The following is a 23,056-nucleotide window of genomic DNA, read 5'->3' as shown; positions in this document are numbered from 1 at the left end:
CGATCATCCTGATCAACGCGGTGCCGATGTGCGCGTTCGCCTGGATCGACTGGAACAACGACCAGGAGGGTGAGGCCCGGCGGCGGGCCAACGAGTCAGCGGCAGGCCGGCGCCGAGCCGCTGCCAGGTGGTGGCACCCGGCGCACGATAGAAGGTCGCCAGGTCGGTGGCGAGCACCAGCGCCCCGTTCGACAGCTCCTTGATCGAGCTGGCGGGCACGTCCGGTAGGTTCGCCGAGACGTCTTTCCAGGTTGCGCCCGCGTCGCTGGTCTCGTACACGTGACCGATCCCGGCGCCCGGCCCCTCCGTGAAGCGGCGGGAGAATCCGTTGATCGCCAGGAAGGCGTGCGACGGGTTGGCCGGGTCGATCCCGACGCCCTGCACGAACCGGTTCGGGAAGTCACCCGGCAGTGCGAGCTGGTGCCAGCTCGCCGGGTCGTCGACCTTGCCTACCGCGACACCGCGGGCGAACCCGGCGTTGTTGCACGGCCCGCACCAGCCGACGTACGCCATGCCTCCGGAGACCGCGACCGACGTGGCCGTGCGGCCGGGGCCCAGGTCGAACACGTTCGTCCAGCCCTTGCCATCCTTGATCGAGTAACCGTTGGTGTTGACCCAGACGTGCTGGCCACCGGCCACCCAGACGCTCGCGTCGTGGTCGTCGGGGGCGAACGGCGCGATGAACCGGGCCAGCTCGTCGCCGGGCACGCTCGTGTAGGGCTGGATGTCCCGCGAGGTGGAGTCCGCCAGCGTGCCCGAACCGGTGTTGGCGTTGCAGTTCTCGGTCACCCGCATGGCGAGGTTGGTGTACTCCTGGACCTGCCGGCAGCCGTTGGCCGGGTCGGCCTGCGCGTCGCCGCCGTCGCCGCCGAAGTGCGAGCCCATCACCGTGTCGCCGGGGCGCAGGATGGAGGTGCCGTTGTCCTGCAGACCGCCGGAGACGATGGTGCCGGCCTTCGCCGGGTCCTTGCCCAGCGCCACCGAGTAGTACTGGAGCGCGTCGATCGTGCCGTCGTTGAGGCTCTGCCAGTCGGTGGCGTGGCCGTCCTTGTCGGTCTTGCCGTTGATCGGCCGGCGGTAGAGGCCACCGTCGTTACCGACGTAGACGAAGCCGTTGCCGACCGCGACCGAGTGCTGGTCGGAGTGGGTGGTCTTGTTGCAGGTGTTCTGCGCGTCGTGGATGTTCCAGCAGGCAAAGCTGAAGTTCCAGTACGGGCCGACGGTCTTCCAGTTGGCGCCGGCGTCGGTCGACTCGTAGACCTCCTCCAGGCCGGCCCAGAGGTGGTTCGGGTTGGCCGGGTCCACCGCGAGGAACTGGTTGTACCACGCCTGGATGCCGGGACCGTAGCCCTTGCCGCCGACAGCCTGCTTGAGCGCGGAGCCGGAGTTGCCCAGCTTCGACGAGTCGGCGATCTTGTTCCAGGGGCCGGCCGGGTTGCCGGTGTTGGAGATGTAGATGCCGTCCAGGTAGCTGTTCACATTGCCGGCGGGCTTGTTGAGCAGCCGCGGCGACTGGTTGATCGCGTACAGCTTGCCGCCGTCGGCGGAGAAGGCGAACGTCACGTAACCGATGTCGTCGGCCGGCATGGCGCCGGTCGGGTTGACCTTCCGCCAGCCGCCCGCGGTGTAGTCGGCGGTCTCGTAGAAGCCGTTGTACGTGTCGCCGGAACGCCAGGCCGAGGCGACCACCACGTGCTTCGGGTTGCGCGGGTCCTGGGCCACGTCGTTGACGATGTTCTTGTACGCGGCGTCCGCGTCGCCCGCGTTCGCACCGCCCGGCAGGTAGCTCGGGTTCGGCGTGAACTCCAGCTTCCAGGCCCCGGCGGTGCTGCTCATGGGGTGCGAGAACAGGCCCCGGTTGGTGGCGACCCAGACCTTCCCGTCGAAGAACCGCAGCTTGTTGATGACCGTGCTCTCCAGCTCGGTCCCGCCGACCCGATCGGTCGACTTGAACATGCCGATCTTCGGGTTGGCCAACCGGTAGACGCCGGCGCCGACGTACGAGGTGCCGCCGGTGTTCCCTTCGCCTGTCGCGTACCAGAGCGAACCGTCGGCGGCGAGAACCACGTCGCCGCTGGACAGCGTGGGAAGGGTAGCTGTGATCGGCGTCCAGTGCCCGCCGCCGGTCGAGGAACGCCACACACCACCGTCGGCGCCGGCCGCGTACACGTAGTCGCTGTTGTCCGCCGCAAGGCCGGTGATCCGGCCGGTGACCAGGCCGGCACCCCCGGACGAGTTGGACGCGTAGTCGCGGTAGCGGGGGTCGTCACCGTCGTACTTGATGTTGGTGACCTCGCGCCAGCTGCCCTTCGTGACCGGAAGCGCGTTGAGCTGGCTCAACGCGTTGGAGTACGCACCAGGCGAGACGATGCCCGGGGCGTACCGGGCCTGGGCGAACTGCTCGGCGACGGTGCGGGCCTCGAAGGCCTCCTCACCGGCCTCGGCCGAGTCCTCACCGGCCGCCATCTCCATGAATTCCCTGGGGTGCCAGGGCATGTTGGCGCCGGGCTCGTCGGCGAGGCCAAGAGCTTCCTGCACCTCGTGGTTGGTGGCGACGACGCCACCGAGCGCGGCGGTCAGCACCAGCGCGCCCGCGATTGTCGCCGGCTTACGCCAGCGGGATGTGGACATGCGAATCCTCCGGGATTCAACAAGGGGCCCGGGCGGTATGCGCCCGAGGTCGGAGACAGGGCGACGGATGCCCTCAAATTGGGTACGGAGCGGACGGGAGCGTCCCTGTCGGACGTTCACGCGCGCGCTGGCAAGACGGGTTGCTCACCCGTGATGGGGTGGCGTGGAGAAGGTCACGCGTAGGTCGGCGGGGCCCGCGTGGGCAGGGTGCCGCCCGGCGGCAGCGGTACGCCCGGCTGCCGGTAGTGGGGCGAGGCGACGGCCGGGTCGAGCGTGCCGCCGATGCCAACCGGCGCGGCCGGGAAAAGATCGTCCGGTCCGTCGGTGCAGTCGACGCCGGCGGGGTGGTCACCACGGTCTCGACCCGAGAGGTCCGCCCGCGGGTGCGACGAAGCGGCGAGGTGCACGAGGAGCGACACGACGGCTCGGGAATTGCCAGAGGTCGGTGCCGGACCGTCCGACGTGGCGGCCGGAGCTGACGGCGCCTCATGAACAATTGACCGGTGCGCGGCGGTGATCACCGCCCCCCGCTCGGGGGTCGCCGGGTTGGCGGGCGCACCGAGACCGACCAGGACGAATGCCGACGCGGCGACGACGGCCCCCGCGACCATCGTGCGACGCAAAGTCTTCATTCGACGTGTCTCCACTATCGCGATTCAGCGGCGATCGAGGTGCCCGCTAATCGGGAAAGCGCGCGGCGCGGCCGCCGCGTCACAGACGTGGTGACTTCAACCAACATGGTTCATCGAACGTGCGTCGGCTTGGCGGTGCCGCCGCCCCGGCTGAGGCTTGATTGGGCTGTAGCAGACAGGTGATCGCAGGACGATGGGCCTGGTTAGTTCAGAGCGCGTTCTGTTTGCGCGTGAGCTGGGGAAGCGTCTACCGCTTCCTGCCCAGACCGGCGCGAATCCTGCCTGGGCGGCTCCGACTCCGGCCCGGCCCGCCGCGCGGACGCGGACCGGGCTGCGAGAACGAGCGTGAGGCCCGCGCTGAGGAGCACCACCAGTGCGCCGTCCCAGATCGCGGAGTCGACGGCGCCGACGACGTCCGACCCGTACGCCACCGCAGCGATGGTCAGCGCGAGCTTGTTGGCGAGCACGATCACCCACAGTCCGACGGCCGCCGGCCGCACAGCAAGGTAGGCGAACAAGGCCGCGAACGTGCCGAACCCGACGCTCCGCCAGGTCTCCACCATCGCTGCCTCGTCGCCCGCGCCCGCGACCGCGGAGACTCCGGAAGCGAACGCGACCAGCGCGAGCAGCGCGGCCACTCCGGCGAGTGCGCGCGCGATCCGCGGAAATAGCAACCTCATGACGTACTCCTCGATCTTGATCCGGTGGTAGTGGCGGCGAAGGCCGCGATGCCGACCCGCCACGCGGCGTCCACATCCGCGCCCGGCGGGAACCGTCCCGCGAGCTCGAGCGACACCAGCCCGTGGGCCAGGCCCCACAGCGCGCGAGCCCGACCGACGTTCCCCGTGACGGCGAGCAGCGGTGCGGCCGCCGCCGCTTCGACTCCCGGCGGCAGCAGGTCGCGGGGCAACGGACCGTCGGTCATCAGCCGGTACAGATGGGGATGCTCCCGGGCCCAGCCCCGGTACGCCTGGGCCAGCGCCGCCAGCGGCGAGCGTTTCCTCGCCGCCCGCTCGAACACCCCCGCCTGCGCCGCGAGACCGCGAGCGATCAATCCGGCCTCGAGGCTCCGCTTGTCGGGGACGTGCTTGTACAGCGACGGTGCGCGCATCCCGACCGCCTCCGCGATCGACCGCATGGTGAGCGACTCGACACCGTCCCGCTCGAGCAGCTCCAGCGCCACGTCGAGGATCTGATCCCGCCGCGACATCTCCACCTCCCGGCCGACTTCACTCCCAGCACGATCCGGCTAACGTCGTTAGCCCCGCCTAGGCTAACAGCGTTAGCCAAGAAAGTTACCTGCGCGCGAGTGGCGGGAACTTGCGCGCGCGCCTCGAACCCGCCCCGCGGATGGTCGGATCAGGCATACCGTGGGTTTCGAGGGGCGCGAGCACCGAGGGCCGTGAGCCGACAGGGCACGGCTGGTGTCTGTCTGCGCGCTCCGTCGGGCGCTGAGGAGTATCGATGACCGGAGCCGAACCCGGATCCAGCCTCTGGTCGGCATCGACCGGGGCAGCTCAGCGCAAGCAGGATCGGGACGAGGTGTTCGTCGAATACACGAAGTCCATCTGTCCGGTGTGCAAAGTCGTGGTCGACGGGCAGGTCAACATCCGCGATGGGAAGGTCTTCCTGCGTAAACGCTGCAGGGAGCACGGTTTGTTCGAGGCACTGGTCTACGGCGACGCGCAGATGTACCTGGACTCTGCCCGGTTCAACAAGCCCGGCACGATCCCACTTACCTTCCAGACCGAGGTGGTCGACGGTTGCCCGTCGGATTGCGGGTTGTGCCCGGAGCACAAGCAGCATGCGTGCCTGGGCATCATCGAGGTCAACACCGGCTGCAACCTGGACTGCCCGATCTGCTTCGCCGACTCCGGTCACCAACCGGACGGGTATTCCATCACCTTGGAGCAGTGTGAGCGCATGCTCGACGTGTTCGTGGAATCCGAGGGCGAGGCTGAGGTGGTGATGTTCTCCGGTGGGGAACCCACCATCCACCCGCGGATCCTTGAGTTCATCGACGCTGCGCAGGCCCGGCCCATCCGGTCGGTCAACCTCAACACCAACGGCATCCGCCTCGCGTCCGACAAGGCGTTCGTCGCCGCCCTCGGGCGGCGCAACCAGCCTGCCTGGGCCGTCAACATCTACCTGCAGTTCGACGGCCTGGAGGAGCGCACCCACAGGGAGATCCGCGGCCGGGACCTGCGCGCGATCAAACGACGGGCACTGGACAACTGCGCCGAGGCCGGCCTGACGGTCACCCTGGTCGCCGCCGTGGAGCGGGGCCTCAACGACCACGAACTCGGGGCGATCATCGAGTACGGTCTTGCGCACCCCGCCGTACGGTCGGTCTCGTTCCAGCCGGTCACCCACTCCGGCCGGCACGTCGAATTCGACCCGCTGACCCGGCTGACGAACTCCGACATCATCCATGCCGTCGCGGCACAGCTCCCGCAGTGGTTTCAGGCGAGGGATTTCTTCCCGGTGCCGTGCTGCTTCCCGAGTTGCCGCTCGATCACCTACCTGCTGTCCGAGGGCACCCCGGGCACACCGGGCTTCACCGTGGTGCCCATCCCGCGCCTACTCGATGTGGAGGACTACCTCGACTACCTCTCCAATCGGGTCGTCCCCGACTTCGCCGTACGCGAGGCGTTGGAGAAGCTGTGGTCAGCCTCGGCGTTCATGGGCACCGACACCACCCGTGACCGGCTCACCCAGGCCGCCGCCGCCCTGGACTGTGCCGACGCGTGCGGGATCAACCTGCCCGAGGCGGTCGCGAACCTCGAGGACCGCGCGTTCATGATCGTCATCCAGGATTTCCAGGACCCGTACACGCTCAACGTGAAACAGCTGATGAAATGCTGCGTGGAGGAGATCACTCCGGACGGCCGTCTGATTCCGTTCTGTGCCTACAACTCCGCCGGCTACCGCGAACAGGTCCGCGAGCACATGTCGGGTGTGCCCGTGGCCGACGTGGTGCCCAACGCGCTGCCGTTGCGCCCGATCCTCACCGATTCCCCCTATGGCTCGAAGGTCGCGCAGGAGGGTGACCGGGTCGGGCCGTCGAACCCGCGGGATGCCACCAACGTCGGCCGGAGGATCCGGTGAACGAGGCGATCCCGCCGAAGTCGGCCGCCGCCGAGACCAAAGCATGCTGTGCCGCCGTTTACGGCTCGGACGTGATGCCGCTTCTGCTCGGCGGCTCCTACCACCCGGGCGGCCTGGCGTTGACCCGGCGGCTCGCTGAGCAACTGCGCCTGTGTCGTGGTGACCGGGTCCTGGATGTGGCCACCGGCCGGGGCACTTCCGCGCTACTGCTTGCCGGTGAGTACCACGCCGATGTCACCGGCGTGGACCTGTCCCCCGCCAACATCGCCCTCGCCAGCGATGCGGCACGGACAACCGGGCTCGTTGACCAGACCCGGTTCCTCCTGGGTGACGCTGATCGGTTGCCCGTTGAGAATGCTGGTTTCGATGCGGTGATGTGTGAATGTGCGTTCTGCACGTTCCCCAGCAAGCCCACCGCTGCCGCCGAACTCGCCCGCGTGCTCCGCCCCGGCGGCCTGCTGGGCATCGCCGACGTTACCGCCGAGCCCACTGCGTTACCTCCCGAGCTGTCCGGACTCAGCGGGTGGATCGCCTGCCTCGGCGGCGCCCGCCCCCTCCCCGAGTACACCGATCTCCTGACCGCCGCCGGGCTCACCGTGACCCACACAGAACGGCACGACGCATCCATCACCGCAATGCTCGACCAGGTCGAGGCCCGCCTCGCACTGGTCAGGATGACCGCCCGCGACCAGGCCGAGGCCCTCGGAGTCGACTTCGACCGCGCCCCCGCCGTGTTGGCCGCGGCCCGCACCGCGATCGGCGACGGTGTGCTCGGCTACGCCCTGCTCACCGCCCGGAAGCCCGAATGACGGGATTCAGCGCCGAGCCCGCCGTTCCGCCTCTGACTTGACCGCCGCGACGGTGTCAGCGACCACGGTCTCCCACCGGCGGGCCACAACCTCACCCCAGCACGCGCCGACTGCCCAGCCGTCGGTACCCAGTTCGCCGGCGTACTCCAGTACGCAGCCACCACCCCGCTCACCGAGCAGGAAGTGCTCAACCACATGAGGCACCGGGCCCCGAACGAGCCGGAAGTCGACGCGGTCCGGTCGAGTGAACCGGACTGTCTCCACGGTCACCGCGACCAGCCCGGCACCCACCGGTGTGCGATGGGCGGCCAGCACCATGTCACTGCCCCGCTCCAGCACCGTGATCTTCTCGGCCACCGCCCGGGTCTGGCGCCCCAGGTACGGCTCGGCCAGCACCTCGAACACCACCTCCTTGCTGGCCTGGATCTCCGTTGGCGCGACACTCAGCTTCCGTACCCGCCGCCCACGACCAAGGTCCACAGTGATCGCGCCGGTCGTCACACCGAGATAGCCCAAGCCGGCCGCCACGCCCCCGCCGACAACCATCGCGGCTCCCCATCGCCAGACCCGCACCCTCGTTCTCCTTCCACAGCCTGATCGCGATGCTGCCCGGGCCGAGGCGTTGCCCGCGAATGCGACACGCGTGATCCGCCGAGGATTTCGAGCCTGCGCCATGATCGCGCTACCACCGCCAGGCCCGAACGGGCGCACTCTCCCCATGGATCCAGTCGAGCTCGAGTTCCAGTTCGGTCAGTAGCTTTGTACGTCAGGTCGCGCGGCCCGGCGCGGGAACGAGCCGGCACAGCAAGGCGGCGGCCGCACCGGTGATGACTCCGACCAGCGTCCCGGTGGTGAGGCTGGACAAGACCGAGGCGCCGCGAAGGATGGCGCCCTGCGCGCCGGGGTCGAGGTCGGCGAGGTTCCCGCCGAGGCCCGGAGCGTCATCGCCGAAGGCCGAGTCCCACAGCAGTTGGTGTCCGATGGCCAGGAACACGCCGTAGATCGCGCCGATGAGGAGCACGGTCAGGAACGGGTGGGGTGGCCGTTTCCACAGCACGGCAGCGATCCAGGCCAGCGGCGGAAGGAAGACCAGCAGACCGTTGACGAAGCTGCCTTCGCTGATGACGCCAAGATCGTGCAGGGCCACCCGGGGTGCGGCCAGCGCGGCCAGCCCGACCAGCATCGGCCAGGAAAATCCCAGCGTGCGCGGCGATGCGTTCACCGCGCGGCCCTGGTGGGTTCGGCACCCGCGACGGCCTCGGTCGCGGCTGTCGGACGGGCGCCGGCGCGAACGAAGCGGACGAATGCGGTGAAGGCAAGCGCCGAGACGACCGCTCCGCCCGCAAGCCGAACCCAGTGCCCGGCGACGAACTCGTCAGCGATTTGGCGCAGGTGGTCAGCGGAGTGGGTGCCCGGCGGGTCGACGAACATGATCTCGTTACGCGGCCAGAAGAACAGCGCTGAGAAAAGAAACTCGCACGTGACGAAGACGGCGAAGCTGGCCGTGAGCCACCATCTCAGCTGGGGATTTCGCCAGGTCAGGACAGTCGCGGCAAGGCTGGTGAGCACGACGGTGGCGCCAAGCGGCGGAAAGTAGTCGCTGGGCCCACCGTCGACCATGAACTCCCGGGCGCGTTCCAGCGACGCTGGCGCGTCACCGAAGATGTTCGGGTAGAGCATCACCGTCTCGGCGGCGACGCCGCCGAACGAGAGCATCGACGTCCAGACGAGGGCGATGAGTGCGATCCAGGTCAACCTGGTGCGGGACAAGGCGGAAACCTCCTGCTGTCGGGTGCGCCGTACGCGGCGCAAGTAGGTGGTTGACGACGCTAGGTGCGCGACCATCGGCCGTCTGCCGCTTGAGCGCGCGACCTGACTCGCTTCTCGGCGTGCGCCAACCGGGGCCTTTCGGCGCCCGCGTCGCTTCCCGACGTACAGGTACGCGTGACGATGACTCCGCACAGCGACAGCGGGATGGGCGCCGGCCGTTCTACGCTCGTGACCGTGCGATCCAGACCCACTCGTATCGATGCGCTGCTCGGTACGGCGACGTTCTGCCTCGTCGCCGCGGCGGTGATCACTGACGGCGGGCCACCTGGCCGAGCCGCACTCGCCTACGCTTTCGCTGCCGGATTCGCCGCGGTCCTACTCGTCGCGCGGCAATGGCCGGCCGCGGGGCTCCTGGCGACCGCCGTCGGAATCGTCGTCTACTACTGGGTGGATCTGCCAGCGATCGGTCTCGCCGCTCCGGCCGCGGCCGCACTCTACCTGGCGGCGGAGCGGCAGCGGGTGGTGTTGGCAGCGGCCGTCGGCGTGGGCCTCCTGGTCGTCTCAGTGGGGGCGCGGCTGATCGAGGGTGACGACCTGCCGATTGTCATCGGCTTCGAGCTCGGCTCCGAGGCCGCGCTGATGCTTGCCGTCATCGCACTCGGCGACGCGGTCCGAAGCCGCCGCTCGCTCAACGCCGAACTGTCGCGTCAGGCCGCGGAGGCCATCACCGAGCGGCGCCGGGAGGCCGCGCGCCAGGTCGAAGCCGAGCGGTTGCGCATCGCCCGGGAGGTCCACGACGCTCTCGGCCACACCATGGCCGTCATCAGTCTGCAGTCGGCGGTCGCGCAGGAGGCCCTCGACGACGGGAGACCCGAGCGCGCCGGGACGGCGATCGCCGCCATCGCATCGGCGGGAAGCGCCGCGATGACCGACCTGCGCGCCACCCTGCGGATATTGCGCCAGGACGGCGCCCGGGAACCGACCCCCAGCCTGGACCAGCTCGAGGCCCTGGCGGATCGCGTCACGCGTAGTGGATTGACGGTCGACCTGCGCGTCACCGGTGAATTCGACAAGCTGCCGGCGATCGTCGGCTCGACGGCGTACCGGGTCGTCCAGGAGGCGCTGACGAACGCACTGCGCCACGCCGCCGCGAGCCAGGCTCGGGTCACCGCCGAGACGACGGGCGCCTGGCTGATCGTCGAGATCGCCGATGATGGTCGGGGCGCGCCCGGTGGGACCAGGCTCGGCACCGAAGGCCACGGCCTGCGCGGAATGTCCGAGCGAGTGGCGCTGCTTGGCGGAACGTTCGACGTGGGCGACAAGGCGACCGGGGGATTTCGGGTGTACGCACGACTGCCGCTTTCGGTAGGCACCACATGACCGCCGTCCGGATCGTCATCGTCGACGACCAACACCTGGTGCGAGCGGGACTGCGCGCACTGCTGGAAAGAGACCCGGACATTCGCATCGTCGGCGAGGCCGCTGACGGTCGCAGCGGCGTCGAGGCCACCCGCACACACCGGCCGGACATCGTCCTCATGGACGTTCGCATGCCCGGCACCGACGGGCTGGAAGCGACCCGCCGCATTCTGACCGACCCACACCTCGCCAATGTGCACGTGGTCATGCTGACCACCTTCGACGACGACGAATACCTCTTCGAAGCCATCCGCGTCGGCGCGGTCGGCTTCCTGCTCAAGGACACGCCCCCTGCGGCGCTGCGCGACGCCGTCCGCACCGTCGCCGGCGGTGACGCCCTCATCTCCCCCACCGTCACCCGGCGCGTCCTCGCCGCGGTGGCCCGGTCCCGCCCCGCGGACACCCGACGGCTGACCGGTCTCACCGACCGCGAACGCGACGTCCTTTCCCAGGTGGGCACCGGACGCTCGAACGCCGAGATCGGTGCCGCCCTCCACCTCAGCCCGAGACCGCTCGGACGTACGTCAGCCGTCTGTTGACCAAACTCGACGCCCGCGACCGCGCCCAACTCGTCGTGATCGCCTACGAAACCGGCCTCGTCACCCCCGGCGGCGCCTAACCTCGCGAGCTGCCGTCTTGCCGCTGTCAGCGCTTGCGTGGTGCCACCACGCCGGATTCCAGACATGAAAACGACGTCGACGATTCGGTTGGTGAATTCGTCGATATCCGGCCAGCGGCGGCCGGTCAAGGTGGAGCGGCCAGACCGCCTACGCACCATCGCGGCCGCGGCAGGCGTTTCGCGTGCACAGGTGGAATGGTGGCTCGCGCAGGCCCGTCCCTACCTGCCGCTGCATAGGTCCGGCTCCGTGGTGGGCGGCGGTCCCGGCGGACGCCACCGACTTGAAGTTGCCGACGGACGGGATGCCCGGGCTGATCATCGTGGACGGGCGAGGACGCCCGGTGACCATCCTGCCCGGCACACAGGTACTGCCAGGACGACCCGGCCCTCGCCATCGCGGGACGCGAGCGAGGCGCTGAGTGCGCTCACGACACGGCAGCAAAGCTCTCCAGCGGTCCCATCAGATGATGTCCGTCCGGATGACAATGTGGGGACAGCGCACAGTGAGCCGATTGGACCAGATGCATGGCAGAACGGCCGCCCGGTATCGACTTCGCCAACCTCCCCGCGCCCGCCGAGGGCTTTCTGGTGACGATGTTCATCACCGTTCGCAACGTGGCGCGGTCTCGCGACTTCTACTCGCGGATCCTCGGCGGCACCGTCGTCCTGGACGAGAATCCGTGCATCGTCAGGCTGTCGAACTCGTGGATCATCATGAACCCCGGCGGACCGCCCACCCCTGACAAACCAGGGATCTCGGTCGTGGACTACGAACCGAACAACACCACGTCGATCTTCCTGAATCTGCGCGTCGCCGACATCCGGGCGCGCTACGAGGAGTGGAAGGCGCGGGGCGCGGATTTCGTGACACCACCGATCGACCGTGAAGCTGAGATCCGCTGCTACATGCGGGACCCGGACGGATACCTCATCGAGGTGGGCGAGGCGACGGGACTGTTGCAGGGCAAGCTGGCCGCCAAGCGCCCTGAGGACCTCCCCGGCTGACGCGGCCGATGCGCCGTGGAATGAAAATGACTACCGTTGTTTCGTTCGCGGCACGGAGCCTTTCCACCGAACCGCACCAAGGGCCTACTGGTAACGGTTTCGTTTTGCAGAAAAGCCCGAGAGTTCGTCGCGCGCGGCGACCGCAATCGCTACGGTGTCCGATGTGACGGCTCAGACCACCGACGGGCAGACCGCGAGCGGTGCCACGGAGCCCGCCCCTGACCCGGAGCAACCGACGCCTCCTCGTCGCCTTCTCGGCGACCGGATCGGTTCGGTCGAGGTGCTCACCGCCATCCTGGTTCTACTGGTCATCTTCCGCGGGCCCGTGTCCAACGCGATCTCCAGCCCGCGCCTGCAGACCTGGACCACGGTGTTCGTCTCGGTCATGGTCCAGGCCGTACCCTTCCTCGTCTTCGGTGTCGTGCTCTCCGCGGTGATCGCCGTCTTCGTGCCGCCGTCGTTCTGGGCCCGCGCCCTGCCCCGGCATCCGGCGCTGGCCGTCCCCGTCGCCTCGGCCGCCGGAGTGGTCCTGCCCGGCTGCGAATGCGGGTCGGTCCCGATCGCCGGCTCGCTGATCCGCCGCGGCGTGACACCCGCCGCCGCCCTCGCCTTCCTGCTCGCCGCACCGGCCATCAATCCGATCGTGTTGACCGCCACGGCCGTCGCGTTCCCCAACAACCCGGAGATGGTGGTCGCGCGCGGCGTCGCGAGCCTGATCGTCGCCATGATCATGGGTTGGCTCTGGCTTCGCCTCGGCAGGGCCGAGTGGATCCGACTCCCCCACCGCCACGACGAGGGCACCAGCAAGCTCGTCGCGTTCTGGTCCGCGGTCCGCCACGACGTCATCCACGCCGGCGGCTTTCTCGTGCTGGGCGCGATGGCCGCCGCCACCATCAACGTCGTCGTCCCCGAGCGGTGGCTGCTCACCCTCGCCGACAACCCCGTCCTGTCGGTGCTCGCGTTGGCCCTGCTGGCCGTACTCCTGTCGATCTGCTCCGAAGCCGACGCGTTCGTGGCGGCCTCGCTGTCCCAGTTCTCGCTGACCGCCCGCCTGGCGTTCCTCGTCGTCGGCCCGATGGTCGACCTCAAACTCATCTCGATGCAGGCCGGCGTGTTCGGTCGGCGGTTCGCGACCCGGTTCTCCCCGGCCACGTTCGCCGTCGCCGTCCTCGTCGCCGTCGCGGTTGGAGCCGTGGTCCTGTGAACCGGCAAGCCCAAGGCGTCGTCCTGCTCCTGCTCGGCGGCGCCGTCCTCAAGGCCAGCCTGACCGACGTCTACCTGCGCTACGTCAAGGAGGGCCTGCGGCCGTTCCTCATCGCGGCCGGTGCCGTCCTCGTCGTGGCCGCGGTCATGACGCTCGTCCACGACCTGCGGCAACAGTCACGCGGCCCGGAGGGCGCGGACGACGGTCACGGACACGGCCACCACGGCCCGGCGGTCGGTTGGTTGCTCGTCCTGCCCGTGCTCGGCCTGCTGCTGGTCGCACCGCCGGCGCTCGGCGCCTTCGCCGCAGGCCAGGCTGGCACCGCCCTGTCGAGCCAGGCCACCTCCGACTATCCGCCACTTCCCGACGGCGACCCCGCCAAAATCAGCATCCTGGAGTACGCGTCCCGCGCGGTCTACGACAACGGCGCCTCGATCGGCGACCGCACGGTCCAGCTCTCCGGCTTCGTCGTCCCGGGTCAGAACGGCGAGCTGATGTTGGCTCGCATGATCATGTCCTGCTGCGCAGCGGACGGCCGACCGATCAAGCTCGGCATGACCGGAAGCGCGCCGGTCGACCTGCCCGCCGACTCCTGGATCGAGGTCACCGGAAAGTACACCGACAAGGCCGGCACCGACCCGGTCAACGGCGAGCAGATCCCCTATGTCGACGTGCGGACGTGGGTGCAGATCGATCCGCCGCGCAACCAGTACCAGTGACGGCTCAGGTCAACGCGCCCAGCTCGAGCACCGTCCACGAGACGCGGTCCTCGAAGCCGCTGGACCACCACAGGAAGCCGCCCGCGTAGCGGGCGTTGGTCGCGTCGGACGCGATCGTCACGGTCGCGTCGCGGGCGATGTCATAGACCTGCAGCGGGCGGCCCTGGGCGGCGCGGGAGGCCGGGTCCAGCCCGGTGAGCACCTCGAACCGGTCGAGAACTGCGACGTCCGTCACCGGGAAACCGACGTCGGGCCCTGCGATCCGGCGGCGTTGCGTGCCGTCGACGCGGACCAGGTCGACGCCGCCGGAGGCACCGTCGTCGATGACGATGGACCGGCACCAGGTCGCACCACACGCCGGGAAGTCCGCCGGCCCGGCGGTGAACTCGCGGGTCACCCCCGTGACGCGGTCCATCAGCACGACCCGGCCGCCGCCGACCGCGTCGGTGCTGTCCATCAGCCACGGCCAGGCGACCGGCGACCACGACCTCGGCAGCGTCTCGACCCGCGGGTCACCGCCGTCCAGGACGACCGAATGCAACTCGGTCGAGGCTTCGTCACCAGGGCCCATCGCCGTCCAGTGCAGCCGGCCGTCGACGATTGCCAGCTCGTAGGCGGAGTCGGTCTGGCGCACATCGCCCGCGTCGACGACGATTCGCCGCGGTGCACCGGTCAGGCCGGTGCCGATGACCCAGATCGACGTCGTACGACCGCCGGACGCGTCCTCCGCCGACTCGGCCCACGCCACCCATCCGCCGCCGGACGTGAATCCGAAGAACTGCGGAGCCGTCCGCGCCCGCAGCCGGCGCAACTCGCGGGCGGCCCCCGCCTTCGGCACGGCCGTCAACGAGACGAACGCGCCGTCCGCCGACACCGCCGAGCCGATCGAGCTGTTCACGTCGAGGAAGAAGCCCGGGGTGTAGCTCAGGCCGCCGCCCAATGTGCCCGGTACCGAGCCCCGAGGCGCCTGCGGCCAGACCGAACCGACGCTCGCCGCGGCCGGCGGCCGGCCCGCATCGGCCGTGTCGGACGGCGACGACCACAACAGCCAGGCCGTCGCCACGAGAGCGGCGAACAACCCGGTCCACCGCACCTGACGACCGGCGGGAGATCCGGACGCGGCTGCGCCGCCAACGACCACGTCGTGCCTCCTGCCCGTCGTTACCAGCCCGCGAACTGTTCAACGAACCAGCGCCCCGCATCGCACGTGCGATCAGGCCGGCGCATCAGTCTCGCAGTGACTTGTCGACATCGACAACCATTACCCGGCGTGGTCCGCGGCGGAGAGGTGAGTCAGTTCCGTCCTCTTCGGAACGTGCACGTATCGCGATATCGCGATACTGGAATCATAATGAAAATCACTTTCAGGTACCTTGTGTACCGCGTACGGTCTCGCTAGCGTCCTGCTGGTAATGAACCTCATTGTCAGTAAGCCGGACGTGAAAGGTGGCGAATCCGGTGCGCCATAAACGCGCAGGTCTTCTAGGTGCTGTGCTCGTGACGACAGCGATATTGGCGACGGCGTGCGGGTCCTCCGGGGACGACGCCGATGCGACTGCCCAGTCGGCCGGGCCGTCGGCTTCCAGCGACGTATCGGTGGTCGCGTCCACCAACGTGTACGGGGACATCGTCCGGCAGATCGCCGGCGACAAGGCGACGATCACCTCGATCATCAGCGACCCGTCGGCCGACCCCCACTCGTACGAGGCGAACACCCGGACCCAGCTCGAGCTGTCGAAGGCCGACGTGGTGATCGAGAACGGCGGCGGCTACGACGACTTCGTCGACACCATGCTCAAGTCGGCGAACAGCGATGCCAAGGTGCTCAACGCCGTCCAGATCTCGGGCCACACGGCCACCGGCGGCGCGGAGCTCAACGAGCACGTCTGGTACGACCTGCCGTCGATGAGCAAGCTCGCCGACGAGATCGCCGGCGCCCTGTCCGCGGCCGACGCCGGCAACGCCGCGACCTTCGCCGCCAACGCGACGACCTTCAAGCAGAAGCTCCAGGAGCTGGAGGGCACCGCGGCGCAGATCAAAACGGCACACACCGGAGCCGGTGTCGCGATCACCGAACCCGTCCCGGTGTACCTGCTGGAGGCGTGCGGGCTGGCCAACAAGACGCCCGACGAGTTCAGCGAGGCGATCGAGGAGGGCACCGACGTGCCCGCCGGGGTGCTGCGGGAGACCCTCGGCCTGTTCACCGGCAAGCAGGTCAGGCTGCTGGCCTACAACGAACAGACGGCCGGCCCGGAGACCGAGAAGGTGCTCCAGGCCGCCAAGGACAGCAACGTCGGCGTGGTCCCGGTGACCGAGACGCTGCCCGCCGGCAAGGACTACCTGACCTGGATGGGCGGGAACCTCGACGCCATCAGGACGGCGCTGGGCTGATGACGATCCCGGTGCTGGAGTTCGAGAACGCGGGGCTGAGCTTCGGACCGCGGCGGCTCTGGTCGGACCTGTCGCTGCGGGTCGAGCCCGGCGAGTTCGTCGCGGTGCTCGGCGCCAACGGCTCCGGCAAAACCAGCCTCGTACGCGCCATCCTCGGGCTCCAGCGTCTGGGCTCCGGCCAGCTCCAGGTGGCGGGACGCCCGCCGCACCGCGGCTCGGACGACATCGGCTACGTCCCGCAGCAGCGGCGGATCGATCCCCTCACGCCGCTGCGCGCCCGCGACATCGTCGGGCAGGGCCTCGACGGACACCGTTGGGGCCTTGGCCGGCAGCCCGGGCGCACCGCACGGATCCGGGCGGCGCTCGAGTCGGTCGACGCGGCCGCGTTCGCGGACATGCCGATCGGCCTGCTCTCTGGCGGCGAGCAGCAACGGGTGCGCATCGCCCAGGCGCTCGTCGCCGACCCGCGACTGCTGCTCTGCGACGAACCGCTGCTCTCGCTCGACCTGCGCAGCCAACGCACCATCACCGCCCTGGTCGACCGGCGTCGCCGGGAGAAGGGCACCGCCGTCGTGTTCGTCACCCACGAGATCAACCCCGTGCTGCCCTATGTGGACCGGGTGCTGTACCTGGCCGACGGCCGGTTCCGCGTCGGCACGGTCGAGGACGTCTTCACCTCGACGACGATGTCGCAGCTGTACGGCGTACCGGTCGAAGTGTTGCGGGTCAACGGGCGGATCCTCGTCGCCGGAATCCCCCAGGCCGACGAAGTACACCACCATGGCAACGGCGTCGTCTCCGGAGCACGACATGGCTGACATCTGGTCCCAGGTCTTCAACTTCGCAGACTACGGCCAGTTGCTGAACCTCGTCCACAACTCGATCATCGCCGGTGCCGTGCTGGGCGTCGTCGGCGGCCTGATCGGCACGTTCGTGATGATGCGCGACCTGCCCTTCGCCGTACACAGCATCAGCGAGCTGTCCTTCGCCGGCGCCTCAGGCGCCCTGCTGGTGGGCGCCAACGTCGTGCTGGGCTCACTCACGGGCTCGATCCTGGCCGCACTGGTCATCGGCTTGCTGGGAACCCGGGCCCGCGACCGCAACTCCATCATCGGCGTCCTCATGCCGTTCGGTCTGGGGCTCGGTGTGCTGTTCCTGGCCCTCTACAAGGGACGGGCGGCCAACAAGTTCGGTCTGCTCACCGGGCAGATCGTCGCCGTGGACACGCCGCAGCTCTCCTGGCTGCTGATCACGTCGGCGGTGGTCCTGGCCGGGCTGCTGGTGATCTGGCGCCCACTCGCCTTCGCCAGCACCGATCCGGAGCTGGCCGCCGGGCGTGGCGTCCCGGTGGCGGCGCTGTCGACGGTGTTCATGGTGCTGCTCGGCCTGACGGTCGCGATGTCGGTCCAGATCGTCGGCGCACTGCTCGTGCTCAGCGTCGTCTGCACACCAGCGGCCGCCGCGATGCGGGTCACCGCCTCGCCGATGCTGGTCACCGCGCTGAGCGTGCTGTTCGCCGTGGGCTCCGTCGTGGGTGGCATCCTGCTCGCCCTGGGCAGCACGATCCCGATCAGCCCGTACGTCACGACCATCTCGTTCCTGATCTACATCGGGTGCCGGATCGTGGGCGCGCGGCGGCACCGGCAGGGGTGGCACGCCATCCCGCGTCCACGTGTGCCAGCGTCCGCCACGGTTCGCTGAGGTTCTGGAGGCGGTCGCATGGCAGATCTGGACGGCGTCCTCGCGGGCGAGGCGATCGAGGCCGTCACGGCCGTGCTGCAGGCGCTGGCGTTGCCGTTGCGGCTGCGGATCGTCCTCGGCATCCTGGACGGCGAGGCGACGGCCGCCGAGCTGGCCGACCGGCTGGACGTGGGCTACGCGACGCTGGCGCAGCACCTGCGGCATCTACGGCTGGCCGGCCTCGTGCTTCGGCGCAGGGCCGGCAATCGTGTCCGGTACGTGGCGGCGCCGTCGACGGCCGTGTTGGTTCGGGCGATCGTCGCCGAGGTAGCGCCCGCAGCCGGTGGCGGTTCACGCACTCAGGTCGGCGGCGCGCGGCCGCGAGCCTGAGCTCAGCCCCGCACAGCCGCCGGCTCGCCGTCGACGACTTTCACCAAGAGCCTTTGCGGACGCCCGGCAGTTCACCGCGCAGTGCCATGTCGCGGAAGCGGATCCGCGACAGGCCGAAGTGGCGCAGAACGCCGCGGGGGCGACCGTCGATGCTGTCACGCGCGCGTTGGCGCACAGGACTGGAGTCCCGGGGCAGTGCGGCGAGTCGACGGACCGCGTCGGCCCGCAGCGCGGCATCCGCGTGCGGCGCCGAGATCAGCTGTTTGAGGGCCGCCCGTCGCTCGGCATACCGTATCGCGAGGCGCGCGCGCCGCTTCTCGCGTTCGGTGAGGCTGCGGCGGGCCATCACCGCTCCTCGCGGAAGTCGACGTGCCGCCGCACCATCGGGTCGTACTTGCGGAGCACGAGGCGGTCAGGATCGTTGCGGCGGTTCTTGCGCGTCACGTAGGTGTAGCCGCTCCCGGCGGTGCTGCGAAGCTTGATGACGGGGCGGACGTCGGTGGAGCGTGGCATCAGAGCTTGCCGCCGCGCGCGCGGATGCGCGCCACGACCGTCTCGATGCCGTCGCGGTCGATGGTGCGCAGGCCGCGGGTGCTGACCGTGAGCCGGACGTACCGCCGCTCGCTGGGCAACCAGAAGCGGCGCTGTTGAAGGTTCGGGTTCCACCTGCGGCGGGTGCGGCGGTGGGAGTGTGAGACGGCGTTGCCGAAGCTCGGCTTGGCGCCGGTCACGTCACAGATGTTGGACATGCGGTCAACTTTACAATGAAAACCGTTTCCAACAAGATGGGAGTATGAACTCCGACCCGATTGCCGCAGCACAGCAGGCGCCGGCCCGCGGTCACCGTGCTGGCCGGCTTCCACCCCGACGCCACCGCCGCGGTCGCCCGCCTCCTGCAGCTCGTCGACCCGCGACTCGTCTCCGTCAGCCACGACATCAGCCGGATGAGCGAGGGAGTCGTAAGACGCGTGGTCCGGACCGCGACCGAGGTGATCGAGGACGCCACCGCCACGCTGGTGCACGGATGCGTTTCCTGCACCTTGCGCGAAGACGTGCTGCCGACGCTGGTGCGGTTGAGCCGACAGCGGCCGGACTGCGACATCGTGCTGCTGCTGCCGCGGGTGGTCGAGCCGGAGGCGGTCGCGGGCGCGTGCGCACACTGCGTGGTCGACGGCCAACCGGTCACCGAGGCTGTCCGGTTCGACTCCTACGTCACCGTCGTCGACGCCGGGCACGTGATCGAGGACCTGGGCAGTGCCGACGACCTCCGCCACCGAGAGCTGCACGCCGCCGAGGAGGACCACCGCTCGGTCGCCGACGTCGTCGCCCGGCAGATCGAGTTCGCCGATACGGTCCTGCTCTGGGGCGGTGCGCGGGTCGACGGCTACGAGCTGACCCGCGCGGCGGTGCTGCTGCAGCGACTCGCACCGTGGGCGACCCACCTCGCGGTCGACGCCAACCGACGGGTCGACTGCACCGACCTGGCGCGTCGCCTACGCCACACCGGGCGGCACAACCCGCGCGTGCCGGGCATGCTCGGCCGCGCGATGGAGGGCTACCCCATCGCGGCGCACTCCCCCGAGCCGGACTGCGGGGTCGTCTCGGTGCTGTTCGAGGCGCGGCGCCCGTTCCACCCAGGTCGCCTCCACGACGCGCTCGGAACGCTGGCCACGGAGACGCTCCGGGGCCGCGGTCAGCTCTGGATCGCCAGCCAGCCCGACACGGCGATCGCGTACGAGTCCGCCGGCGGTGGCGTGGGTATGGGCACTCTCGGCTACTGGCTTGCCGCCCTGCCGGCCGAACGGTGGTCGCAGGCGAGTCCCGAACGCCGGATGACTGCCGACTTCGGCTGGCATCCCGACTTCGGCGACCGGCGCACCGCTCTCGCCTTCGTCGGTCTCGACCTCGCGGCCGACACCCTGACCGAGATCCTGCACAACTGCCTGCTCACCGACCACGAGATCGCGGCCGGACGCGGTGACTGGGCGGCATTCGCCGATCCTTTCGCCGGCTGCTTCCCGCTGACCGACAACGAGGACTGACATGAAGCCCGGCATCCACCCTGCGTACCGACCCGTGGTCTTCCGCGACCGCGGCGCCGACTTCGCCTTCCTCACCCGGTCCACGGCGACCAGCGCCCGGACGATCGCTTGGAGCGACGGCAACACCTATCCGGTCATCGACGTCGACATCTCGTCCGCCAGCCACCCGTTCTGGACCGGACGCCAGCGGGTGCTCGACACCGCCGGCCGGGTGGAGAAGTTCCGCCGCAAGTACGCCGGGCATCGGCGTGCCAGCTGACCAGACGGTGCGGCCCGTGGCGGTTATCGCGCGCAGGCGGAGCAGGTGCCGAAAATCTCGAGCGTGTGCGCGATGTCGCTGTAGCCGTGTTGGCCGGCGACCTTCTCCGTCCATCGCTCCATGGCCGGGCCTTCGATCTCGACGGTCCGGCCGCACATCCGGCATACGAGGTGATGATGGTGCCGGGATCGGGAGCACTGCCGGAACAGCTGCTCACCGTCAGGGGCCCGGGTGGCGTCGATCTCGCCGATCTCGACGAGCCGCTGGAGGGTCCGGTAGACGGTGGTCAGGCCGACCTTGGCGCCACGCTCGCGGAGTATCCCGTGGAGCTGCTGGGCGGTGAGGAAGTCGTTGACCTCCTGCAGCAGAGCGGTCACCTCAATGCGTTGCCGCGTCGTCCGACCGGCGGGTGGCGTCGAGCCGTTCACCAGGGATTTCCTCCTGTTCCGACGCGCGACCATAGCACATATGCGCAAACCGCTATCATTTCCACCTGCCGGCGACGGGGGTCAGCGGTTGCTCTGCCTTCTGGTAATGGTTATCGTTTCGGGAGTCCTCGGCGTGCCAACCCAGCAGGGTGCTGTGGATCGCGGACGTCGCCCGGTCGCTTCCATCGTTGCCGCGCGGCGTCCGCCCTGGCAGCGCGGTCGAGCATGGGCCGGCCGGCGGCACGGGCCATCAGCGTCGCTACGGTTACCCGCGTGGACGAAGCGCGAGCACCGGCACCCACGCGGCGCTGGGCAAGGCCGCCGGCCCGCAGCGTGCTCGCCCTGGTTGCGGCACTGGCGGCAACCGGCGCCCTGGTCGCGCAGACGCCGGAAAAGCCCCGCGGCCCGGAACCACGACCGCCGGCGGTCGGGACCGTGTGGCCGCAGGCCGGGCGCGCCGATGTTCCTGGTGTGCTGACCGACGGCGCTCCGTACAACCCGGCCTTCTTCGTCGACGAGCGGGTCTCTGCCGGCATCGCCGTCGGTGCCGATGGGAAGACGGTGCGTCTGGTGCTGCGCGCGGCCGATGGCACGGTGCGCGTCCTGCGTCAGCTTGCGGCCGCGACAGGCCCGCAGTTCGCGGCGTTCATCCGCGTAGGCGAACAGCTCGTGTGGGCGGAGACGGTCACCGGCCGCGACGGGACGGCGCAGACCACGCTGTGGCGGGCCGACCTGTCCGGCGGGACGCCGCGAAAGATCACCGATGACACCGGCTGGGTGACGTTCGCGGGCTCCGACTACGACATGGTCGTCAACGCCGACCGGCTGTACTGGACGGCGACCGCATCGGGCGACCAGCAGGCAACGGAGGTCCGGTCGGTGCCGCTGGACGGTGGGCCGGTCAACGTACGCACGCAACCGGGCGAGTGGACGCTGTCGCGCTGGCCATGGTTGGTCAGCCCCAGCAGCGACGCCCGGTTGCTCAACGTGGACACCGCTCAGGTGGTCAAAGTGCCAGCCGACGGCGCCCGCCTGGGCCAATGCGGGCCGACGTGGTGCCGCCTGTACACGCTGTCCGACGACGGCCCGACTCGCATCGAGCTGATCCGGCCCGACGGCTCGGAGCGACTGCGGCTCGCCGACAGCGGCGCGACCGCCTCACTCGTCGACGTCGCGCCGCTGGACCGGTTCGAGGTCCTCTCGAACGACTCGACGACGCTCGGGGCCGCCCTGGGCGGACAACAGCTGCTCGTGTACGACCTCAAGACCAGGCGGTCCGTCCTGGTCGCCGAGGCCGCGACCAGTGTGTCCTACCGAGCCGGTGTGCTGTGGTGGTCCACGAGCGCGCTGGGACGCAATTCCTGGCACACGCTCGACCTACGCACCGTATGACGGCGTGCGGCTAGTCCTCGACACAGAACTCGTTTCCTTCGGGATCCTGCAACACGACCGACTCCGCACCGGCCCGAACCAGGGTTGCGCCGAGCGCTACGAGCCGCTCGACCTCGATTTCGACCGAGCCGGCCGCGCGTAGGTCGAAGTGCACCCGGTTCTTGGCGCTCTTCGGCTCGGGGACCTGTGCGAACCACAGACTCGGCCCGCCCCAGCCGGGCGCTTCAACGAACGCCTTCGCGGACGTTGAGGTCTCTTCCACAGTGGAGCCCAGCGCGGCGGCCCAGAACCGAGCTACCACGAGTGCGTCTGCGCAGTCGAACGTCACAGATTTGACGAAGGTGGCCTCCATGTCCTTGACCGTAGGGGAGCCGCGGGATCACCACAATTCCGCGCGGTGTCGCTCGGGTCGGTGGAGAGCGCGCTGGGTCGGTACGGTTCCGTGGAGGTCATGGCGCATGGGCTACACCCCCGCGCACAGCCGGTCCGTCACGGATGAAGTTGGAGAGCACCAGCACGGACAGCGGAATGGCGAAGGCGATCGACGGCAGGATGATC

Annotated in this window: 26 protein-coding genes and 1 pseudogene; 14 read left to right on the top strand and 13 right to left on the bottom strand. The window is 69.5% G+C overall.

The window, feature by feature from the left end; genetic code table 11:
- Positions 1-12 precede the first annotated feature (12 nt).
- The 4 genes from AB0H87_RS17370 to AB0H87_RS17355 all read right to left on the bottom strand — a co-directional run bounded on the left by AB0H87_RS17370 (position 13) and on the right by AB0H87_RS17355 (position 4,473).
- Positions 13-2,631 carry a glycosyl hydrolase gene (locus tag AB0H87_RS17370; RefSeq protein ID WP_360145851.1) on the bottom strand — a complete coding sequence of 873 codons (2,619 nt, stop codon included), beginning with the start codon at positions 2,629-2,631 and terminating at the stop codon, positions 13-15.
- Positions 2,632-2,804: 173 nt separating this feature from the next.
- Positions 2,805-3,263 carry a hypothetical protein gene (locus tag AB0H87_RS17365; RefSeq protein ID WP_360145848.1) on the bottom strand — a complete coding sequence of 153 codons (459 nt, stop codon included), beginning with the start codon at positions 3,261-3,263 and terminating at the stop codon, positions 2,805-2,807.
- 203 nt (positions 3,264-3,466) lie between these two features.
- Positions 3,467-3,943, bottom strand: coding sequence for a hypothetical protein (locus AB0H87_RS17360; RefSeq protein WP_360145845.1), 477 nt, complete (start codon positions 3,941-3,943; stop codon positions 3,467-3,469).
- Positions 3,940-4,473, bottom strand: a complete 534-nt coding sequence (locus AB0H87_RS17355; RefSeq protein ID WP_360145842.1) for a WHG domain-containing protein — start codon at positions 4,471-4,473, stop codon at positions 3,940-3,942. The genes AB0H87_RS17360 and AB0H87_RS17355 overlap by 4 nt, the downstream gene beginning before the upstream one ends.
- Positions 4,474-4,727: 254 nt before the next feature.
- On the opposite strand from AB0H87_RS17355, the gene AB0H87_RS17350 reads away from it, so the two are divergent.
- Both AB0H87_RS17350 and AB0H87_RS17345 read left to right on the top strand, forming a co-directional pair.
- Positions 4,728-6,371, top strand: a complete 1,644-nt coding sequence (locus AB0H87_RS17350; protein WP_360145839.1) for a radical SAM protein — start codon at positions 4,728-4,730, stop codon at positions 6,369-6,371.
- The gene (locus tag AB0H87_RS17345) at positions 6,368-7,180 is read left to right on the top strand and encodes a methyltransferase domain-containing protein (RefSeq protein WP_360145836.1); all 813 of its coding nucleotides are present in this window, start codon (positions 6,368-6,370) and stop codon (positions 7,178-7,180) included. The genes AB0H87_RS17350 and AB0H87_RS17345 overlap by 4 nt, the downstream gene beginning before the upstream one ends.
- Before the next feature lie 6 nt (positions 7,181-7,186).
- Here AB0H87_RS17345 and AB0H87_RS17340 read toward each other — a convergent pair whose 3' ends face one another.
- From AB0H87_RS17340 to AB0H87_RS17330, 3 genes are all read right to left on the bottom strand, one after another.
- Complete coding sequence (locus AB0H87_RS17340; protein ID WP_360145833.1) at positions 7,187-7,726, bottom strand: hypothetical protein; 540 nt, start codon at positions 7,724-7,726, stop codon at positions 7,187-7,189.
- A 220-nt stretch (positions 7,727-7,946) separates the two neighbouring features.
- Positions 7,947-8,402 (bottom strand): hypothetical protein, encoded by a 456-nt coding sequence (locus AB0H87_RS17335; protein ID WP_360145830.1) that lies wholly within the window; start codon positions 8,400-8,402, stop codon positions 7,947-7,949.
- The gene (locus AB0H87_RS17330; RefSeq protein ID WP_360145827.1) at positions 8,399-8,896 is read right to left on the bottom strand and encodes a DUF1772 domain-containing protein; all 498 of its coding nucleotides are present in this window, start codon (positions 8,894-8,896) and stop codon (positions 8,399-8,401) included. Before AB0H87_RS17330 ends, AB0H87_RS17335 begins: the two co-directional genes overlap by 4 nt.
- A gap of 288 nt (positions 8,897-9,184) precedes the next feature.
- On the opposite strand from AB0H87_RS17330, the gene AB0H87_RS17325 reads away from it, so the two are divergent.
- The 5 genes and pseudogenes from AB0H87_RS17325 (at position 9,185) to AB0H87_RS17305 (ending at position 13,916) form a co-directional block, all read left to right on the top strand.
- A complete protein-coding gene (locus tag AB0H87_RS17325) occupies positions 9,185-10,330 on the top strand; it encodes a sensor histidine kinase (protein WP_360145824.1) in 1,146 nt (381 codons plus the stop codon).
- A pseudogene (locus tag AB0H87_RS17320) lies at positions 10,327-10,988 on the top strand (response regulator transcription factor). Before AB0H87_RS17325 ends, AB0H87_RS17320 begins: the two are co-directional and overlap by 4 nt.
- Before the next feature lie 525 nt (positions 10,989-11,513).
- A complete protein-coding gene (locus AB0H87_RS17315; RefSeq protein ID WP_360145821.1) occupies positions 11,514-11,993 on the top strand; it encodes a VOC family protein in 480 nt (159 codons plus the stop codon).
- Positions 11,994-12,258: 265 nt separating this feature from the next.
- Positions 12,259-13,197 (top strand): permease, encoded by a 939-nt coding sequence (locus AB0H87_RS17310; protein ID WP_360145855.1) that lies wholly within the window; start codon positions 12,259-12,261, stop codon positions 13,195-13,197.
- Positions 13,194-13,916, top strand: coding sequence for a TIGR03943 family protein (locus AB0H87_RS17305; protein ID WP_360145818.1), 723 nt, complete (start codon positions 13,194-13,196; stop codon positions 13,914-13,916). The genes AB0H87_RS17310 and AB0H87_RS17305 overlap by 4 nt, the downstream gene beginning before the upstream one ends.
- A gap of 4 nt (positions 13,917-13,920) precedes the next feature.
- On the opposite strand, the gene AB0H87_RS17300 is transcribed toward AB0H87_RS17305, so the two are convergent.
- The gene (locus AB0H87_RS17300) at positions 13,921-15,057 is read right to left on the bottom strand and encodes a hypothetical protein (protein ID WP_360145815.1); all 1,137 of its coding nucleotides are present in this window, start codon (positions 15,055-15,057) and stop codon (positions 13,921-13,923) included.
- Positions 15,058-15,512: 455 nt separating this feature from the next.
- Between AB0H87_RS17300 and AB0H87_RS17295 the strand changes: the two genes are divergently transcribed.
- From AB0H87_RS17295 to AB0H87_RS17280, 4 genes are read left to right on the top strand one after another with little or no spacing between them, the layout of a single operon-like run.
- Positions 15,513-16,307 (top strand): zinc ABC transporter substrate-binding protein, encoded by a 795-nt coding sequence (locus AB0H87_RS17295; protein ID WP_360145812.1) that lies wholly within the window; start codon positions 15,513-15,515, stop codon positions 16,305-16,307.
- Positions 16,307-17,125: an ABC transporter ATP-binding protein gene (locus AB0H87_RS17290; protein ID WP_360145809.1), complete on the top strand. Its 819-nt coding sequence runs from the start codon at positions 16,307-16,309 to the stop codon at positions 17,123-17,125. The genes AB0H87_RS17295 and AB0H87_RS17290 overlap by 1 nt, the downstream gene beginning before the upstream one ends.
- Positions 17,118-18,008: a metal ABC transporter permease gene (locus tag AB0H87_RS17285; RefSeq protein WP_360145806.1), complete on the top strand. Its 891-nt coding sequence runs from the start codon at positions 17,118-17,120 to the stop codon at positions 18,006-18,008. The genes AB0H87_RS17290 and AB0H87_RS17285 overlap by 8 nt, the downstream gene beginning before the upstream one ends.
- Positions 18,009-18,026: 18 nt before the next feature.
- Entirely contained in the window at positions 18,027-18,377 is a 351-nt protein-coding gene (locus tag AB0H87_RS17280; protein WP_360145803.1) for a metalloregulator ArsR/SmtB family transcription factor, read from the top strand.
- A 40-nt stretch (positions 18,378-18,417) separates the two neighbouring features.
- On the opposite strand, the gene rpsN is transcribed toward AB0H87_RS17280, so the two are convergent.
- Genes rpsN through rpmB form a run of 3 tightly spaced genes read right to left on the bottom strand, consistent with a single transcriptional unit; the run spans position 18,418 to position 19,126 of the window.
- Complete coding sequence (rpsN, locus tag AB0H87_RS17275) at positions 18,418-18,723, bottom strand: 30S ribosomal protein S14 (RefSeq protein ID WP_360145800.1); 306 nt, start codon at positions 18,721-18,723, stop codon at positions 18,418-18,420.
- Positions 18,723-18,890 (bottom strand): 50S ribosomal protein L33, encoded by a 168-nt coding sequence (gene rpmG / locus AB0H87_RS17270; protein ID WP_360145797.1) that lies wholly within the window; start codon positions 18,888-18,890, stop codon positions 18,723-18,725. Before rpmG ends, rpsN begins: the two co-directional genes overlap by 1 nt.
- Positions 18,890-19,126, bottom strand: a complete 237-nt coding sequence (rpmB, locus tag AB0H87_RS17265; protein ID WP_360145794.1) for a 50S ribosomal protein L28 — start codon at positions 19,124-19,126, stop codon at positions 18,890-18,892. Before rpmB ends, rpmG begins: the two co-directional genes overlap by 1 nt.
- Positions 19,127-19,186: 60 nt before the next feature.
- Between rpmB and AB0H87_RS17260 the strand changes: the two genes are divergently transcribed.
- Both AB0H87_RS17260 and AB0H87_RS17255 read left to right on the top strand, forming a co-directional pair.
- Complete coding sequence (locus AB0H87_RS17260; RefSeq protein WP_360145791.1) at positions 19,187-20,419, top strand: GTP-binding protein; 1,233 nt, start codon at positions 19,187-19,189, stop codon at positions 20,417-20,419.
- A gap of 1 nt (position 20,420) precedes the next feature.
- Positions 20,421-20,678 (top strand): type B 50S ribosomal protein L31, encoded by a 258-nt coding sequence (locus AB0H87_RS17255; protein WP_360145788.1) that lies wholly within the window; start codon positions 20,421-20,423, stop codon positions 20,676-20,678.
- 23 nt (positions 20,679-20,701) lie between these two features.
- Here AB0H87_RS17255 and AB0H87_RS17250 read toward each other — a convergent pair whose 3' ends face one another.
- Positions 20,702-21,139: a transcriptional repressor gene (locus AB0H87_RS17250; protein WP_360145785.1), complete on the bottom strand. Its 438-nt coding sequence runs from the start codon at positions 21,137-21,139 to the stop codon at positions 20,702-20,704.
- 240 nt (positions 21,140-21,379) lie between these two features.
- Here AB0H87_RS17250 and AB0H87_RS17245 point away from each other — a divergent pair, with 240 nt between their 5' ends.
- Entirely contained in the window at positions 21,380-22,498 is a 1,119-nt protein-coding gene (locus tag AB0H87_RS17245) for a hypothetical protein (protein ID WP_360145782.1), read from the top strand.
- 10 nt (positions 22,499-22,508) lie between these two features.
- On the opposite strand, the gene AB0H87_RS17240 is transcribed toward AB0H87_RS17245, so the two are convergent.
- The gene (locus tag AB0H87_RS17240; protein ID WP_360145779.1) at positions 22,509-22,850 is read right to left on the bottom strand and encodes a VOC family protein; all 342 of its coding nucleotides are present in this window, start codon (positions 22,848-22,850) and stop codon (positions 22,509-22,511) included.
- Positions 22,851-23,056: the final 206 nt, after the last annotated feature.

It is taken from the genome of Asanoa sp. NPDC050611 (genome assembly GCF_040654855.1).
Classification (GTDB): Bacteria; Actinomycetota; Actinomycetes; order Mycobacteriales; family Micromonosporaceae; genus Asanoa.
This window is presented reverse-complemented; position numbering and strand designations above follow the sequence as displayed.

Excerpts from the sequence above, each read along its gene's own strand:
- AB0H87_RS17355 (WP_360145842.1), bottom strand. The coding sequence starts at position 4,473 with ATGTCGCGGCGGGATCAGATCCTCGACGTGGCGCTGGAGCTGCTCGAG.
- AB0H87_RS17360 (WP_360145845.1), bottom strand. The coding sequence starts at position 3,943 with ATGAGGTTGCTATTTCCGCGGATCGCGCGCGCACTCGCCGGAGTGGCC.
- rpmB (WP_360145794.1), bottom strand. The coding sequence starts at position 19,126 with ATGTCCAACATCTGTGACGTGACCGGCGCCAAGCCGAGCTTCGGCAAC.
- AB0H87_RS17365 (WP_360145848.1), bottom strand. The coding sequence starts at position 3,263 with ATGAAGACTTTGCGTCGCACGATGGTCGCGGGGGCCGTCGTCGCCGCG.
- rpmG (WP_360145797.1), bottom strand. The coding sequence starts at position 18,890 with ATGCCACGCTCCACCGACGTCCGCCCCGTCATCAAGCTTCGCAGCACC.
- AB0H87_RS17290 (WP_360145809.1), top strand. The coding sequence starts at position 16,307 with ATGACGATCCCGGTGCTGGAGTTCGAGAACGCGGGGCTGAGCTTCGGA.
- AB0H87_RS17370 (WP_360145851.1), bottom strand. The coding sequence starts at position 2,631 with ATGTCCACATCCCGCTGGCGTAAGCCGGCGACAATCGCGGGCGCGCTG.
- AB0H87_RS17330 (WP_360145827.1), bottom strand. The coding sequence starts at position 8,896 with ATGCTCTCGTTCGGCGGCGTCGCCGCCGAGACGGTGATGCTCTACCCG.
- AB0H87_RS17285 (WP_360145806.1), top strand. The coding sequence starts at position 17,118 with ATGGCTGACATCTGGTCCCAGGTCTTCAACTTCGCAGACTACGGCCAG.
- AB0H87_RS17250 (WP_360145785.1), bottom strand. The coding sequence starts at position 21,139 with ATGGTCGCGCGTCGGAACAGGAGGAAATCCCTGGTGAACGGCTCGACG.
- AB0H87_RS17280 (WP_360145803.1), top strand. The coding sequence starts at position 18,027 with ATGGCAGATCTGGACGGCGTCCTCGCGGGCGAGGCGATCGAGGCCGTC.
- AB0H87_RS17240 (WP_360145779.1), bottom strand. The coding sequence starts at position 22,850 with ATGGAGGCCACCTTCGTCAAATCTGTGACGTTCGACTGCGCAGACGCA.
- AB0H87_RS17255 (WP_360145788.1), top strand. The coding sequence starts at position 20,421 with ATGAAGCCCGGCATCCACCCTGCGTACCGACCCGTGGTCTTCCGCGAC.
- rpsN (WP_360145800.1), bottom strand. The coding sequence starts at position 18,723 with ATGGCCCGCCGCAGCCTCACCGAACGCGAGAAGCGGCGCGCGCGCCTC.
- AB0H87_RS17315 (WP_360145821.1), top strand. The coding sequence starts at position 11,514 with ATGGCAGAACGGCCGCCCGGTATCGACTTCGCCAACCTCCCCGCGCCC.
- AB0H87_RS17350 (WP_360145839.1), top strand. The coding sequence starts at position 4,728 with ATGACCGGAGCCGAACCCGGATCCAGCCTCTGGTCGGCATCGACCGGG.
- AB0H87_RS17340 (WP_360145833.1), bottom strand. The coding sequence starts at position 7,726 with ATGGTTGTCGGCGGGGGCGTGGCGGCCGGCTTGGGCTATCTCGGTGTG.